The sequence below is a fragment of the Achromobacter sp. LC458 genome, from assembly GCF_001005835.2.
GTDB lineage: Bacteria > Pseudomonadota > Gammaproteobacteria > Burkholderiales > Burkholderiaceae_B > Achromobacter > Achromobacter spanius_B.
The window spans coordinates 36017-49350 of sequence record NZ_LBHW02000018.1; the positions used below are offsets into that span (position 1 = coordinate 36017).

The 13334-nt window shown below is 59.8% G+C and carries 16 protein-coding genes; 14 read left to right on the top strand and 2 right to left on the bottom strand.

Annotated elements, in window-relative coordinates; all coding sequences use genetic code 11:
* Window positions 1-862: 862 nt before the first annotated feature.
* The gene (locus YH64_RS16350) at window positions 863-1237 is read right to left on the bottom strand and encodes a hypothetical protein (RefSeq protein WP_046804275.1); all 375 of its coding nucleotides are present in this window, start codon (window positions 1235-1237) and stop codon (window positions 863-865) included.
* 554 nt (window positions 1238-1791) lie between these two features.
* On the opposite strand from YH64_RS16350, the gene YH64_RS16355 reads away from it, so the two are divergent.
* The 14 genes from YH64_RS16355 (at window position 1792) to YH64_RS16415 (ending at window position 12820) form a co-directional block, all read left to right on the top strand.
* Window positions 1792-2202, top strand: coding sequence for an antirestriction protein (locus tag YH64_RS16355; RefSeq protein ID WP_046804274.1), 411 nt, complete (start codon window positions 1792-1794; stop codon window positions 2200-2202).
* A 308-nt stretch (window positions 2203-2510) separates the two neighbouring features.
* Complete coding sequence (locus YH64_RS16360) at window positions 2511-3410, top strand: N-6 DNA methylase (RefSeq protein WP_052945990.1); 900 nt, start codon at window positions 2511-2513, stop codon at window positions 3408-3410.
* 299 nt (window positions 3411-3709) lie between these two features.
* Complete coding sequence (locus YH64_RS16365) at window positions 3710-4357, top strand: DNA methyltransferase (RefSeq protein WP_046804273.1); 648 nt, start codon at window positions 3710-3712, stop codon at window positions 4355-4357.
* Window positions 4354-4608 carry a hypothetical protein gene (locus YH64_RS16370; protein ID WP_046804272.1) on the top strand — a complete coding sequence of 85 codons (255 nt, stop codon included), beginning with the start codon at window positions 4354-4356 and terminating at the stop codon, window positions 4606-4608. The genes YH64_RS16365 and YH64_RS16370 overlap by 4 nt, the downstream gene beginning before the upstream one ends.
* Before the next feature lie 3 nt (window positions 4609-4611).
* A complete protein-coding gene (locus YH64_RS16375; protein WP_046804271.1) occupies window positions 4612-4806 on the top strand; it encodes a hypothetical protein in 195 nt (64 codons plus the stop codon).
* A 469-nt stretch (window positions 4807-5275) separates the two neighbouring features.
* The gene (locus YH64_RS30795) at window positions 5276-5611 is read left to right on the top strand and encodes a ClpX C4-type zinc finger protein (RefSeq protein ID WP_046804270.1); all 336 of its coding nucleotides are present in this window, start codon (window positions 5276-5278) and stop codon (window positions 5609-5611) included.
* A 487-nt stretch (window positions 5612-6098) separates the two neighbouring features.
* Window positions 6099-6530, top strand: coding sequence for a hypothetical protein (locus YH64_RS16385; RefSeq protein ID WP_143215405.1), 432 nt, complete (start codon window positions 6099-6101; stop codon window positions 6528-6530).
* Window positions 6531-6543: 13 nt separating this feature from the next.
* Entirely contained in the window at window positions 6544-6774 is a 231-nt protein-coding gene (locus tag YH64_RS16390; protein WP_046804268.1) for a hypothetical protein, read from the top strand.
* Between the two features lie 19 nt (window positions 6775-6793).
* Window positions 6794-7216 (top strand): hypothetical protein, encoded by a 423-nt coding sequence (locus YH64_RS30200; protein WP_046804267.1) that lies wholly within the window; start codon window positions 6794-6796, stop codon window positions 7214-7216.
* Window positions 7217-7288: 72 nt separating this feature from the next.
* Window positions 7289-7438 (top strand): hypothetical protein, encoded by a 150-nt coding sequence (locus YH64_RS30205; RefSeq protein ID WP_185975385.1) that lies wholly within the window; start codon window positions 7289-7291, stop codon window positions 7436-7438.
* Window positions 7439-7468: 30 nt separating this feature from the next.
* The gene (locus tag YH64_RS16400; RefSeq protein WP_046804266.1) at window positions 7469-9457 is read left to right on the top strand and encodes a ParB/RepB/Spo0J family partition protein; all 1989 of its coding nucleotides are present in this window, start codon (window positions 7469-7471) and stop codon (window positions 9455-9457) included.
* A gap of 86 nt (window positions 9458-9543) precedes the next feature.
* Window positions 9544-9822, top strand: coding sequence for a type II toxin-antitoxin system RelE/ParE family toxin (locus tag YH64_RS16405; protein WP_046804265.1), 279 nt, complete (start codon window positions 9544-9546; stop codon window positions 9820-9822).
* A gap of 12 nt (window positions 9823-9834) precedes the next feature.
* Complete coding sequence (locus YH64_RS16410) at window positions 9835-10125, top strand: HigA family addiction module antitoxin (RefSeq protein ID WP_221935906.1); 291 nt, start codon at window positions 9835-9837, stop codon at window positions 10123-10125.
* A gap of 751 nt (window positions 10126-10876) precedes the next feature.
* Window positions 10877-12820, top strand: a complete 1944-nt coding sequence (locus tag YH64_RS16415) for an RNA-binding domain-containing protein (protein ID WP_046804263.1) — start codon at window positions 10877-10879, stop codon at window positions 12818-12820.
* A gap of 37 nt (window positions 12821-12857) precedes the next feature.
* Here YH64_RS16415 and YH64_RS16420 read toward each other — a convergent pair whose 3' ends face one another.
* Window positions 12858-13223 (bottom strand): hypothetical protein, encoded by a 366-nt coding sequence (locus YH64_RS16420; RefSeq protein ID WP_143215406.1) that lies wholly within the window; start codon window positions 13221-13223, stop codon window positions 12858-12860.
* Window positions 13224-13334: the final 111 nt, after the last annotated feature.

Below are 13334 nucleotides of genomic sequence, written 5' to 3' on the forward strand. Positions count from 1 at the left end.
GGGATCTGACGCAGGCGCACATGCCGTAACTCGGCAAGTACCTGGCCGTTCGAAACGCCCATTCAATTCCTATTTCAATGACGGCGTGGGAGCAAGCATGTTGGGCCATCTGTTTAGCTGCTAACCAACCTATTCAACACACGTTTATCGGAACCCGTGGATATGTGGATGATCGCTTCGCGAGCACGCGGTTCGCTTCGCTCGACCCATGGACAACCGCTGATGGAAAAACGGTGGCAGGCCGCCTGACCACGCGCTTGCCCACAGGGTATGCCCACCGGCTTCCCGCGCTTCTCCCACATACCCACCGACCCCCATCAATCAGCCATAAGATACTCAAGTTCTGTACAGGCCCCCGTAGGCACCACTGTGCGTCGTTCCGCACAAGCAAAGCCTAGCATCTTAGTCATCACAGCCGCCGCTATTGGCCCTCCTAGCCAATGGCCTTCATCGCTTATTCGAGTTTGCCAGTGTATGTACTCCAGTTTCGATCACTGCATGCTACGTGGAAGGAAGCGGCAAAGCCAAGCCAGCATCATTGTTCATTTCGCAGTCGAACTGCATTCTCGCGCCGTCTGACATGCCACACGGTCATGATTCGACGCATTGCATCCTCCTGCCTTGGTAGTAACGCCGCCCGTCGATTTCATTGAGTCAGCAAACGCTCGTGCTGCGGTCCGATGCAAACGTCAGCAACTCTGGCTGTCACAGTTCGGGTATCGCGCTCTTGTCGGTGGCTCCGAACTTCTGAAGGCCATCCCAAGTCATGACCCGGATGTACCTTCATGTCATCTCGCATGACCGCGGACATCCGGCCGAGATGAGGCCGCCGCGTCGGCCGGACTGTTTTAGAACACGGCCTCTAGATCCCGCTAGGCCCCAGAGATTCCGCGATCCCTTCTTGCGCATCGAGCAGGAAGGCGCTGGATTCGGGCGTCTGGATCATTGATGGCACGGCCAGTTCAACCAGGCAAGTGAGCAACTCAGTGAACCACCATTTCGCATCGACTCCAACCGGAGCGACATGCGTATAGGTCAAGTAGCTGACCGCGCGTGTGACTATGTTGGGATCTCGACCACATTCGATCACGTCAGCGACCTGCGTAGCTACGATTCGCATGAATTCGCCCACAAGCTTCGCCACGGCGATTTCGGGTGTTCCCTGTTCTGACCATAGGGTGCCTCTCGCCAAATTTCGGCAGGCGATTTGCAATGCAGCAAGGTCAACGTCTTTCAAGGGCCTTCCTTGCAGGGTTGGTGTGACAGGACCGAGATTGGCCCGGGTCTGGCGGCTGACAGTACTTGTATTCCGCCCAGCAAATTCCGGCAAGTTATTGTTCAGGTCGAAGAAAATCGGCGTGCAGGGGCGATATGCGGCATAGACAGCACACCCAAACGATTCCACGTCTGGCGCGCACGTGGCAAGCAGAGTAGCTTCCGTCTCGGGCTAGATTTGTTGGTGCGGCTCGCTCACAACCTCCTCGGAAGAAGGGATCGCCCGCCACAACGCCGATCACGCCCGCCTCTCAGCCGCCGAACTTGCTGTCATTCGGACGCTATCCGATTCGGAGAAGGCGGACGGCATTGTGCTGGGAACGGGACCAGCCTGGGTGTTAGGCCTGGGCGCATCTTGGCCCTGCGCGCGCCAGGCTCAAGGGGCTTTCGCGGCATATAGCCGCTCGCTACGCGCGCTTTATATTCCACGTCCCCTTGCCCCCGGCGCTTGTTCCGCAGGGCGCCAGTGCTCCCGTCCCGCCACCCCGGCTGGGGCCCTCTTCCAAGGAGCACTACATGACGCACTCCACCCTCGCTGAAGCCCGCCTGGTCCCCGATCACGATCGTCTGGCCTTCTTGCCCAAACACTTCGGCATCCCCCTGATGCTGCGCGGAGAAATCTCCGTCTACAACTGGCTGGATCGCCTGTCGCAGGAGTACAGCGGCGGCTCCTGGCACTACTACGAAATCCCGAACGGCTTCTACATGGCGCCGGCCGACTACGAGACGCTTCACATCGTATGGCCCATGAACTGGTGCGACCGGACCATGTCGGCGGACGCCGCCGGCATCGTGGCAACGCTGTACGCCCTGTGCGAACTGTGCAGCCAGTACCGCAGCGACGACCTGGCCGAGAAGTACCACGCCCTGCGCGACTTCGCCGGCGAACACGCCGAGGCAAATGTCATCTTCGCGGCGATCGATTGACGCCATTCCGGCCCGCTTCGGCGGGCCTTTCTTCTTCTGAGCACCATCAGGCCATCGTGGCTCAGCCCCTGCTAAGTGACGCTGCAGGGGAACGGCTGCGCTTTGAAGTTGGACCGTTGAAAGCCATACGGGGTGGCGGGTCTGCATTCCCGGTCAGTGTGCCACGGCGTTCTCGCGTTCAAGTGCGGCGCGGCGCCGGCTGCGCCGGCGCCACTTGCGGCCGTTGGCCGTCTTCGACACTTGAGCGCTGCGCTGCGCCGTGCCTCTCAAGTTCCGGGCATTCCCGCCCTGGCAACCGGAGAGACCACATGGCCAAAACCTCAAATGCACAACAACGCCGTTTCCTGAACAGCGCCGACGCCCATCAGAAGGAAATCGTCAGCCTCATTCGGCAGGTCGCGCGTACGCGCGGCATCGACCGCGTCTGGAGCGATTGGGTGGAGATCTGCGCGATCGCATTGGCCCGTGCAGATCTGGCCCAGCGCGAGGTGCGCGAACAGCGCTACCTGCAGCTGATCGCTCAGTACGAGCGAGCTGAACTCGACCAGCTCGTCCAAGCGTTCTCGCACCTGGTCATGGCCTACGAGGTCCGGGTTCAGGCAGCAGACTTTGGCGACGTGCTAGGGAGCACGTTCATGATGCTGGACATGGGCAACGCCGGCACCGGCCAGTTCTTTACGCCCTATGAGGTGTCGCGCCTGATGGGCAACATGATGATGGGCAATGGCCAGGATCTGGTCGACAAGACGAGCGCGCAGGGGTTCGTCCGCGTACTGGAACCGGCGTGCGGCGCCGGCGGCATGTTGATCGCGGCTGTGCACGCGATGCACGATGCGCAGCTGAACTATCAGCAGTGCATGCACGCGACTGCAATCGACATCGATCAGCGGTGCGTGCATATGACATTCATCCAGCTGGCGCTCTTGCACGTGCCGGCCGTGGTGATTCATGGCAACGGCCTCACGGGCGAGTGCCGGGAGCAGTGGTTTACGCCCGCACATATTCTGGGCGCCTGGGGCGCGCGGCTTCGCCGTCGCGAAGCGGAAGAGGGCGCTCGAGCGCTCCTGCAGGCGCCGGCAGCCGCTGGCCAGGGCCAGGTCGACGAGACCATCGCCGGGGATATTTCATCTGAGGTTGAGCAGCCGCTGCAGGCCATTCCGAAAGCCATTCGCCAAGCAGCCGCCGGTGGCCAGATGTCGCTCTTCTAGCAAGGTGCGATGGCCCCTTCCGGGGCCTGGCGCGCTAGCCACGCGCCAACTGCGGACCATGCAGAGCCACAAGCACTGCACGGAGCATACAGTCGCATCCCACTCCCGCACGGACGCTAGGGCCGCTGCGCGCGGCTTTGTAGCCGCGGCCCCATCTTCAAGGGCTTTCGCGGCATAAACCGCTCACTGCGTTCACTATTTATTCCACGTCCCTTGACCGCGCTTTCGTGGGCTGCGCCCGCCTGCCCCGTGCAGTGCAATGCAGATCGGCTGACATTGCTGCACGCAAGGAGCCAACCATGAGTCGTGTTGTCCTGGGCGATTGCCTGTTCGTTCTTCCCACCTTGCCGGATCGCTGTGTTGACCTGGTGTTGACCGATCCGCCGTACCTCGTCAATTACGTGGACCGCTCCGGCCGGAGTATTGCCAACGACCGCACCGATGAATGGATGACGCCGGCGTTTTCGCAGATGTTCCGCGTGCTTCGCGATGATGCGTTCTGCATTTCGTTCTATGGCTGGAACCGCGTAGATCGGTTCTTCGCGGCCTGGCGCGCGGCGGGCTTTCGTGTGGTCGGTCACATCGTGTTCGCCAAGCAATACCAGTCGAATGCGCGATTCTTGGCGTACCAGCACGAGTCCGCGTACTTGCTGGCCAAGGGCCAGCCGGCGCTGCCGGCGACACCATTGCCCGATGTGCTGCCCTGGAAGTACACGGGGAACCGCCACCATCCGACCCAGAAGCCGGTCGAATGCCTGACGCCACTGATCGAAACCTTTAGCCGCCCGCGCGACATTGTTCTAGACCCGTTCGCCGGCTCCGGTTCCACGTGCGTGGCGGCCCGCCAAACTGGACGGCGCTTCTACGGGATCGAAATGGACCCGAAGTATCACGAGGCCGCACTGCAGCGCCTTGCGCTGGCCAACCAGGAAAGGATCGCAGCATGAGCCGGGCAGCTAGCGAAATGCAGAGTGGGCTTATCGCATACCTGCAAGGGTACGGCCGCAACAACCGGGCCGGTTTATCCGCGATCGCCGCATACGGTGCCTGGCAGGTGCTGGCAGCTCAGGAAATTGAACAACGCATGGCGCGATTCCTCGAATCCTTGCCGCTGGAAGAGGTGCGCGCCATCGCCCAGTCGAAAATCAACCTGAACGAGCTGGCCAGCCAAGTGCTGGCCGAGCTGGACACGGAGTGAAGCATGGGAATGCCGCAACTATCCGAGGCCGCGGAACTGGCCATTGAGAACATCGCCATGGAGATTTTGGACATTGAGTGTCTGGAACTTCGGCGGGTCCGCTCGAAGGACTATCGCGAAATACCGGTTTGGGATCTTTGGAGGGCATTGCAGGCGGCGTACTTGGCCGGCATGGTGGACCATCACCGAAACGGCTGAACGGCATAGCCAGGCCTAGCGGCCTGGCAATCTCGCACCAGCGACAGGACGGCGGGAAGAGGCTGGTGCAGCCCCCCTACCTTCGCCGCTCCTGGTTCGTCCTCTTAGGCCAGTCAGCGGCGACATGGTTTTGTATCGCACGGCGGGCAGAGGCGTCGTCTGCAAACATCGTGTGGGGTCCACCAACGCACTCCCGCGGTCCGCTGTCGGCGTACTGCACTTCCGCTATCACCCCTTTTCCATTCGGCGTTTGAATCGTCCTGTAGGCTACACGGACACCGTTGATGATCATGGTCCCATCCAACGTGACTCTCCCTGTTCAAAGAACTACCGGACGTAATACGCGCCAAAAATGTCGGTACGAAATTGGGATGCAACTAGGAAAAACACCCATCCGGGCTGTTGGGCCTTGTGCTAGATTTCGCACCTACTCTGACCTAGCGACGCGTTGACGCGGACCCTGCGCCCAATGGACGAAAACAATAAAAAGAGCCCTCGGCGAAAAAAGCAGCCGACCGTGCTGCATTGCGCATTTTGCGATAAGTCTCAGGACGAAGTCCACAAGCTGATCGCGCGGGAAAACGGCCCTGGCGCCAGCGTGCTCACGATCTGCGACGAGTGTGTTGAATTGTGCAACGAGATCATCAACGAGCAAGGTTTGGTCGAGGCCGAAAACAGTCCCAAAGCACTGTACAAGTACATCGTTCGGCAAAATCAAATCATCGACGACGCACGAGATAGGGCAAATAAGGCCCTGGATTTGCTGAATGTCTCGATGCCGCCCGGGTCCCAATCTCAGCACTGATTTTTTTGATCACGGCTCCCTATTGGGCGTGCCCCTCCGGCTGCGCCTACGGGTCGGGCCATCGCACTTCGCGTTGAGCCTGGCCAAAGGGCCAGTCTCCCCCCCTTGCGGGGCTTCAGTCCTACCCTCCCTACGGTCGGCTCACGCCTTCGCGCCTGCCGGCGCTGCGCGCTGCCGCTTGCCAGCCGCCTTGCGGCCAGGTTGACCCGCGCTGCGCGCGGGTAGGGGCGCTCGGCGCGCGCCTGGCTTTGGTGTCGCCATCCTGTCTCTCGCAATGCATCCATTCCCGCGAGCCCTGTCCTAAAACGCCGAGCGTACCACTGCGTTCCTCCCTCCAAGGGTCCGGTGCTCACCCGTTCGGTGCTCGCCTTCGGCTGCGCTCCGCATGCGGCCTCTGCTCCGGCCCTTTCCAGTCGTCACTACGTGGCCACGGACGGCACGGACAGGCCTCACAGGAACGGATGCGAATAACGCGGAGGGAAAGACCATGAACAACCAAATCCAACAAACCTACGCTCGGACGACTTCTTCAGGATCGGTCAGCGCTTCAAAAACGCTCTTGAATGTAAAGGAAATGACCATGGCAAACACTGTTCAGACAATCGCAACGCCGAAGCCCGCAGTGGTGTTCCTTCGCGGCCTGGACGCCCGCGTCGCTCGCACCAAAGCAGCAGGGATGTTCGATGAAGACAGCCGTTTCTTGGAGCTTGATCACGCGCAAATCCTCGCTCACGTTCAAGGCCGGGAAGATTTCACCCGTGGCCGTGACGCCGACGACGTACCGCCGTTGCTGGCCGATGTTGCCGAACTGGCAAGCGCATGGGTGGACGGCTGGAACGAAGCAGAAGAGTCCGTAGCCATGGCCGCATGTTCGGGTTGCAACGACGGCTCCGGCAACCCTTGCCCGCATCACGGCTGAGAGGGGAACCCAGATGCTAATCAAGTACGTAACGGACCAGATGGAAGGCGAGCCGGACATTCTGGCCGCACTGCGCCACCAGCCTTTGCTCCTGCGCGGCCTGGATGGATCGACCCTGCATGTCCAGCAGGCACCGGCACACGGCTGGACACATGAGGGGCTTTGCGCTGTGCAACCTGAATCGGCCGTGATCGGCTGCGATGCGTTCCTGGGCACGTCCTGGGTCGGTTCAACCGAAGTCTAGTCAAACGAGGAAACCCGCTGTGTCTTGCGACGTCGTTCTGTACACCCACCTTGCTTGTGTCCAATGCGAGCTTTCCAAAGATGATCTTGCCGCGCGCGGAATCGACTTCACCGAACGCAGCGCTGCCGACTTTGCTCAAGCGCTCGCGGCAAAAGGCTATGACACCGCGCCGGTCTTGGCCGTCGCCATCGAAAACGAGTTGGTCGCATGGCAAGGCCACAGGCCCGACATGATCGAACTACTCGCGGACCTATTCGATCTCGGGCCGGTTTCGGCCCGGGGCCTGCGCGATAGGGAATCGGCGGACGAAGCCGTGGTGACGCGCATCCAGGTCATGGAAGAAATCGGTAGACATCAATTGGACGCTCAAGAGTTCTTTGCCGACTGCGGCAATCACCCGCTGTATCGCGGCCACGTGCTGCTGGAATGGCTTGGCTATTAAACGAAAAAGCCCCTGATCGGCGGCAACCGACAGGGGCTTGCACCTCGACCCACCCTTCGAAGGAGAACCGTGATGAACCACGACTTTATCAGATTGGCGAACGACATGCGCCGCGCCCACGTGCTGGGCCTTTCCTATCGCCTTCCAGCAATGACGGTGCGGGACCTTGCCACCCTCATCGCTGTGATGCAGGACGCCCCCGCCCCTGCACAACTGCACTAATTCCGTTAAATCGAAGCAAGAGCACACACCATGAAGATCGACTCCAAAGAACTCGCCGCCATCCACGCCGCAAGCATCCGCACGGAGATCCCGCATTCCCAACTGCGCCTGAGCGAAAGCTATCAGGCTCGTCGTCCGCTGGATCCGAAGAAAGATCCTGAACTTTCGGAACTGAAGGCCACGATCAAGGCCATGGGCGGGCTGTTGCAAAACCTCGTGGTCGTTGCGTGCGCGGATGGCTTCTACGAAGTCTGCGCGGGCGGTCGGCGCTGGGCAGCGCTGGGGCTGTTGATCGAAGACGCCGTATTCCCGGCAGACTACAGCGTCTCGTGCCTCGTGATTCCCGCCGAGTACGCCCACCACGCCAGCCTGATCGAAAACATCGCCCGCAAGGCTATGCACCCGGCAGACGTGTATGAATCGTATGCCCGTATGCGCGCGGAGAAAAACTGGACCATCGAAGCCATCGCGGCCGCGCACGGCGCAACGGAATCCGCCGTAAAAAAGCTGCTGGCTCTCGGCGCTGTTTCGCCTAAGCTCATGCAGCTATTCCGCGATGGCAAGATTGAAGTTGCCGATATGCAGGCGTTGGCGTCGGTTTCGGACCACGCCCGCCAGGAAGCGGCATGGAAGGCGGCGCAGTCGGAACACTGGAACCGCGACGTTCATATCCGCAACCTCCTGGCGGAAACGGAAATGCTGGGTGACTCGGCCGTTGCCCGTTACGTGACAGTTGCTGCGTATGAGAAGGCGGGCGGAGAAGTGCGCCGCGACCTGTTCGAGAACGACACCTATCTGGCTGATCCGGATATGGCCCGAACGATGGCCCTGGCGAAGATGCAACGGTCCAAGCTTTTCAAGGCGATATCGACCGAGGGCTGGCTGTGGGTGGAATGCCGGGTGTCTTTCGCATACGACGACAAGAAGCAATTCGGGGAAATCCAACGCGCCCACCTGGACCCGAGCAAGGCCCAGGCCAAGCAGATTGAAGCGCTGGAAAAAAAGGTGTCCATCGCACAGGAAAAGCTGGATGGCTTGCGCGCCGTTGAAGGCTACGACGAATCCGACCTCGATAGAGTTCGGGCGTTGATTCGCGGATACGAGGGCGAGATTCGGGCCATTCGTACTGAATTGTTCGACTATCCAATCGAACTCAAGGCTTTGAGCGGCGCGGTCCTGCACCTCGATTACGAAGGCGGGCTGACCGCCACACGCGGACTGATCCGCAAGGACGAACGCGAGACGGTGGCGCAGATCCTGCGCAGTACGGCAGGAGCCGGTGAGCAGGTTTTGAATGCTGACTTGCCGCCCGTCGAAACCCGCCCCGTACATTCCGAAGCGCTGACAAATCGGCTCCAGGCCCAGCGCGTGATCGCCCTGCAAGCCGAAATCATCGCCCGTCCGAACTTGGCGCTTTGCCTGCTCATTGAGCAGATGCTGGGCGACTTCGACGGGAGTCAGCGCAGCGGTTCCGGTGACTCGTTCGACCTCTCATTGCGGCCTACGCATCATGAGCTTGCGAATACGGACGCGGACATCAAGAACAGCCCAGCTTGGGCGCGGGTTCACGAGCAGATTGAAGCCGTCACCAAGAACGTCCCGGAAGATGACGCGGCGGTGCTTCCCTGGCTGCTGGCGCAGCCGCAGGCGGACCTCATCGAGTTGCTCGCCGTGCTGACCAGCATTTCGATTTACCGCCGCCAAAGCCATTCCTATGGGGCGGAACCACGGCACCTGGACCGCCTGGGCGAACTGGTTGGGTTGGACATGAGCAAATGGTGGAAGCCCACGGCGCAGTCCTACCTCGCCCACGTGTCCAAGGACCGAATCGCGGCTGTCGTTACCGACGCGGTCGGTGCGGAGCAGGCCAAGCCGCTATTGGCGATGAAGAAGGCCCAGGCGGCGACCGCTGCCGAGCAGTTGCTCGATGGGAAGGGATGGGTGCCGGAACTGATGCGCGGGAAGCCCTTGCTGTCGAACCCGGAGCCAATTTCGCAGGAGGCGGCAGCGGGAGAGTAAGCCACCGTTAGGTAAGGGAAGGGGCAGCACGCCAATTTTGCGCGCCGCCCCATTGCATCGTGTATCGTTACGGGATACAATACCGCATGATCATCGGATTTCGCCACAAAGGTCTTGAGACCTTCTACCGCACCGGTTCAACCCGAGGAATTCAGGCGGCACACGCCAACAAGCTGGGCCGCATCCTGGCCCTGCTCGATGTGGCGAAGGGACCGCAGGATATGAATATCCCGGGCTATAAGTTGCATTCGCTCAAGGGCGGTCTGGCCGAGCATTGGTCAGTCTGGGTCAACGGCAACTGGCGCGTGACATTTCGCTTTACCGAGGCCGGTGCTGAACTGGTCGATTATCAGGACTACCACTAGGAGCCAATCATGATGCACAACCCTCCGCATCCGGGTGAAATTCTCCGGGAGGATGTAATTGCCCCGTTGGGGCTATCTGTGACCGAGGCTGCTGACCGGCTGGCGATGTCGCGGGTAGCACTTTCCCGGGTGCTCAATGGCAAGGCTGGTATCAGCCCGGATCTGGCAGTCCGGCTGGAGCATGCCGGGGCCAGTACTGCCCAGGCTTGGGTCGCAATGCAGGCCAACTATGATTTGTGGCAAGCGCTACAGCATGAGCAGCCGCCTGTTCGGTCCTTGGCCTCAACGGCAGCAGCGCACTGACATAAACCATCTGCCAAAGCAAAAGGCCGCCCTAGGGCGGCCTTTTGCTTTGGATGTACCAACGGGTTTGGTATGGGGCGGCCTTTCCCACCGGCTGCGCCGGCGGGGCCGTCCTGCGGACTTCGTGAGCGTCCCCCGGACGCTCACAGGTGCCCTTAAGGCCCCCGCCGCCAGGGCGGCGGCGGGTCCCTTAAAGCCACCACACAGGACGCACCCTTCGGGTGGGGTTATCCCTTTGATTTATTTTGGCTTTTCTTGCGATAGGTTGTTTTCTTTTGTCTGACAATGGAAAAGCGGCATAAGCCAAGTGCAGCGCGGCATATAGCTTCCGGCTGTGTGTCGGCGTATACAAGAGCCATCCGCGAAGCATAATTCGGTGCAATCTCGACAGACCGGGACCTAACCGGGACGTAACCGGGACCAGACCGGGACGTAACCGGGACCAGACCGGGACCAGACCGGGACGTAACCGGGACCAGACCGGGACCAGACCGGGACCAGACCGGGACCAGACCGAGACCTAACCGGGATCAGCTCGGAAAATGGATTCGCCAACTTTGGGAAGGGCGGCATTAACAGTCCCCAAGCCTGGATTAAACGTTGGGACCCATGCTAGGAGAGGGGCCGCCCTCCAGGGCGGGCGCGTGGACGTTATGCTTATGGCCGTTTCGCACTCGGTATAGCGGAGTGCGGATGGCTCAGGACCTCCGCCTTATTAGAGAGCCAGTGAATCATAAAAGGACGTGGAAACATGGCTTCAACCCTCTACAGTCAGAACTTCGACCTCGCAGACCTGACTGAGACCACAGACGTCGAATGTAAGCTCGCACATGGGAAAGACGGTGCTGGTCAATTGCCAAAGTCGTTTTGGGAGTCATATAGCGCTATGGCCAACACGCATGGCGGAGACATCCTGCTGGGGGTCGAAGAGCGCGGCGGACATCTAGTTGCCGTGGGCGTTCCGAACGCAGAAAAAGTGAAGCAAGATCTCTGGAACGGCGCCCACAACCCAACTCAGATCAGCGCCAACGTTCTCGGGGTCGATGATGTTCGCATAGTGCCAACGGGAAAAATGGAGATCTTGGTCGTCTCGGTTCGCCAAGCAAGACGGGAGGAACGGCCGGTTCACGTCGGCCTGAATCCAATGACGGGAACTTACCTGCGACGGAACGAAGGAGACTATCGGGCTACCGAAGAGCAGGTTCGCCGGATGATGGCGGAGAGAGTGGAAGACGCCCGCGACGCCAGAGTGCTAGAACATTACGACATAGCGGATTTAGACCTAGAGAGTGTGACCTCGTATCGCAACCGGTTCTCGGCTGTTCGCCCGGGGCACGTGTACCTCGACATGGGCATGTCGGAATTTCTTCAGAAAATCGGCGCGTATGGCACAGACCGAGCGTCCGGGAAAAGTGGGCTGACACTTGCGGGACTTTTGATGTTCGGGCAATCGGAAACGATCCGGGAGGTTTTGCCAAACTATATGGTCGATTACCAAGAGCGCCCCGAGGCCAAGGCGGAAAAGAGGTGGGTCGACCGGCTAATCCCGGACGGCTCGTGGTCCGGCAACGTCTATGATTTTTTCCGGCGCACATACCAGAAACTTACAGATGGTTCGAAGGTGCCGTTTCGCTTGGTAGACGGGCAGCGGGTGGAAGACAGCGCTCAGACAGAGGCCCTGCGGGAAGCTCTGGTAAACACGCTCATTCATGCGGATTTCACTGGCCGTGTGTCGGTGCTTGTTGTCAAACGGCCGGATATGTATGGATTTCGAAATCCCGGCCGGATGCGCATTCCGCTCGACTTAGCATTGATGGGCGGGAACAGCGATTGTAGAAATAGACGTCTCCAGACAATGTTCCAGCTTGTTGGATACGGTGACCATGCTGGCTCGGGCATACCTAAAATCTATAGCAACTGGCAAAGTCAGCAGTGGCGGCGTCCCTCGTTGTACGAGCTGGATGAGCCCGAGCAGACGCTTATGGAACTTCGCATGGAGAGCATGTTTCCGGAAGAGGCTATTGAGGAACTGAAGGAACGTTTCAGCGAGCGCTTTACTGGATTGCCAGAACTCGAGCGTCTGGTGTTAGTGTCCGCCGCCGCCGAGGGGACGATTAACCATGCTCGGGTCAAGGAATTGTGTGCGGATCACCCTGTGGACATTACGCGCGCCCTGACCTCTTTGGTTCGAGCTGGCATGCTCGAATCAGATGGCGTTCGCCGGGGAATGATCTATTTTCTTCCTGGTTACAAAAAGGACAATTCCGAACCTTTTGCCAGCCCAGCGACCGTTCTACCTCCGCCTGTTGAAGCAGCACCCGTGGTCGATTCGAGCTCTGGACATAGCGATCCAAGCTCTGGACATAGCGAGTCTCTCTCTGGACATAAGAGCGTTGTGCAGGACACCACCCTGGGTCTTAAAGAACGCTTACAAGAATTGCTTGGGCCCGGTCCGCTTCCCGCGCGGATGCCTCCAGACCGGATGGAAGAGCTTATAGTGTCCCTCTGCGACGAACAGTTTGTAACGCTCCGCGACCTAGCGCAGGCGTTGAGTCGCTCAGACGCATCGTTAAGAAAGCACTATTTGAACCCGTTGGTTGACGCTGGCCGGCTCGTGAGAAAATACCCCGCACCGAGCCATCCCCAACAGGCATATAAGCGCTATTCCGCGACTACGACGAAACCGATCGACTGATTACCGCAGGCACTTCGGCGGGCGTCGAAAAGATCTTTTATGAGTCAGTCCAATTTGCTATCCCTTCATGCACATCGCGTAGAAAAGCCGCCGAAGCTGGTGTCTGAATTATCGAAGGGACTGCAAGTTCGACCAGGCATGCCAACATTTCGGTGAACCACCATTTAGCCATACGCCTGGATGGAATGACGTGGGTGTGTGCGAGGTAGCATATCGCCCGCGTCACTATGTGTGGATCGCGGCCCGATTCAACTACGGTGGCAAGCTGATCCGAGGCAACCTGCAGAAACTCGCCCGCCAGCTTTGCCACTGCGATTTCCGGCGTGCCCTGTTCTGACCATAAGGTCGATCGCGCCAAAGTCCGGCAGGCAGCTTGCAATGTGGCGAGTTCGACTTCTTCCATGGGCTGCTCTCCTTGCAGGCGTGGTGACTCCGTCAGAGGTCTAAGGTCGGTACCAACGACCAGGCCGCGTTTTTGTTATTGTCCGCTCATTCCCGCAAGTTATCGCTCTAG

Excerpts from the sequence above, each read along its gene's own strand:
- YH64_RS16420 (WP_143215406.1), bottom strand. The coding sequence starts at position 13,223 with ATGGAAGAAGTCGAACTCGCCACATTGCAAGCTGCCTGCCGGACTTTG.
- YH64_RS16355 (WP_046804274.1), top strand. The coding sequence starts at position 1,792 with ATGACGCACTCCACCCTCGCTGAAGCCCGCCTGGTCCCCGATCACGAT.
- YH64_RS16405 (WP_046804265.1), top strand. The coding sequence starts at position 9,544 with ATGATCATCGGATTTCGCCACAAAGGTCTTGAGACCTTCTACCGCACC.
- YH64_RS16365 (WP_046804273.1), top strand. The coding sequence starts at position 3,710 with ATGAGTCGTGTTGTCCTGGGCGATTGCCTGTTCGTTCTTCCCACCTTG.
- YH64_RS16370 (WP_046804272.1), top strand. The coding sequence starts at position 4,354 with ATGAGCCGGGCAGCTAGCGAAATGCAGAGTGGGCTTATCGCATACCTG.
- YH64_RS16385 (WP_143215405.1), top strand. The coding sequence starts at position 6,099 with ATGAACAACCAAATCCAACAAACCTACGCTCGGACGACTTCTTCAGGA.
- YH64_RS16415 (WP_046804263.1), top strand. The coding sequence starts at position 10,877 with ATGGCTTCAACCCTCTACAGTCAGAACTTCGACCTCGCAGACCTGACT.
- YH64_RS30205 (WP_185975385.1), top strand. The coding sequence starts at position 7,289 with ATGAACCACGACTTTATCAGATTGGCGAACGACATGCGCCGCGCCCAC.
- YH64_RS16400 (WP_046804266.1), top strand. The coding sequence starts at position 7,469 with ATGAAGATCGACTCCAAAGAACTCGCCGCCATCCACGCCGCAAGCATC.
- YH64_RS16410 (WP_221935906.1), top strand. The coding sequence starts at position 9,835 with ATGCACAACCCTCCGCATCCGGGTGAAATTCTCCGGGAGGATGTAATT.
- YH64_RS30795 (WP_046804270.1), top strand. The coding sequence starts at position 5,276 with ATGGACGAAAACAATAAAAAGAGCCCTCGGCGAAAAAAGCAGCCGACC.
- YH64_RS16390 (WP_046804268.1), top strand. The coding sequence starts at position 6,544 with ATGCTAATCAAGTACGTAACGGACCAGATGGAAGGCGAGCCGGACATT.
- YH64_RS16375 (WP_046804271.1), top strand. The coding sequence starts at position 4,612 with ATGGGAATGCCGCAACTATCCGAGGCCGCGGAACTGGCCATTGAGAAC.
- YH64_RS16360 (WP_052945990.1), top strand. The coding sequence starts at position 2,511 with ATGGCCAAAACCTCAAATGCACAACAACGCCGTTTCCTGAACAGCGCC.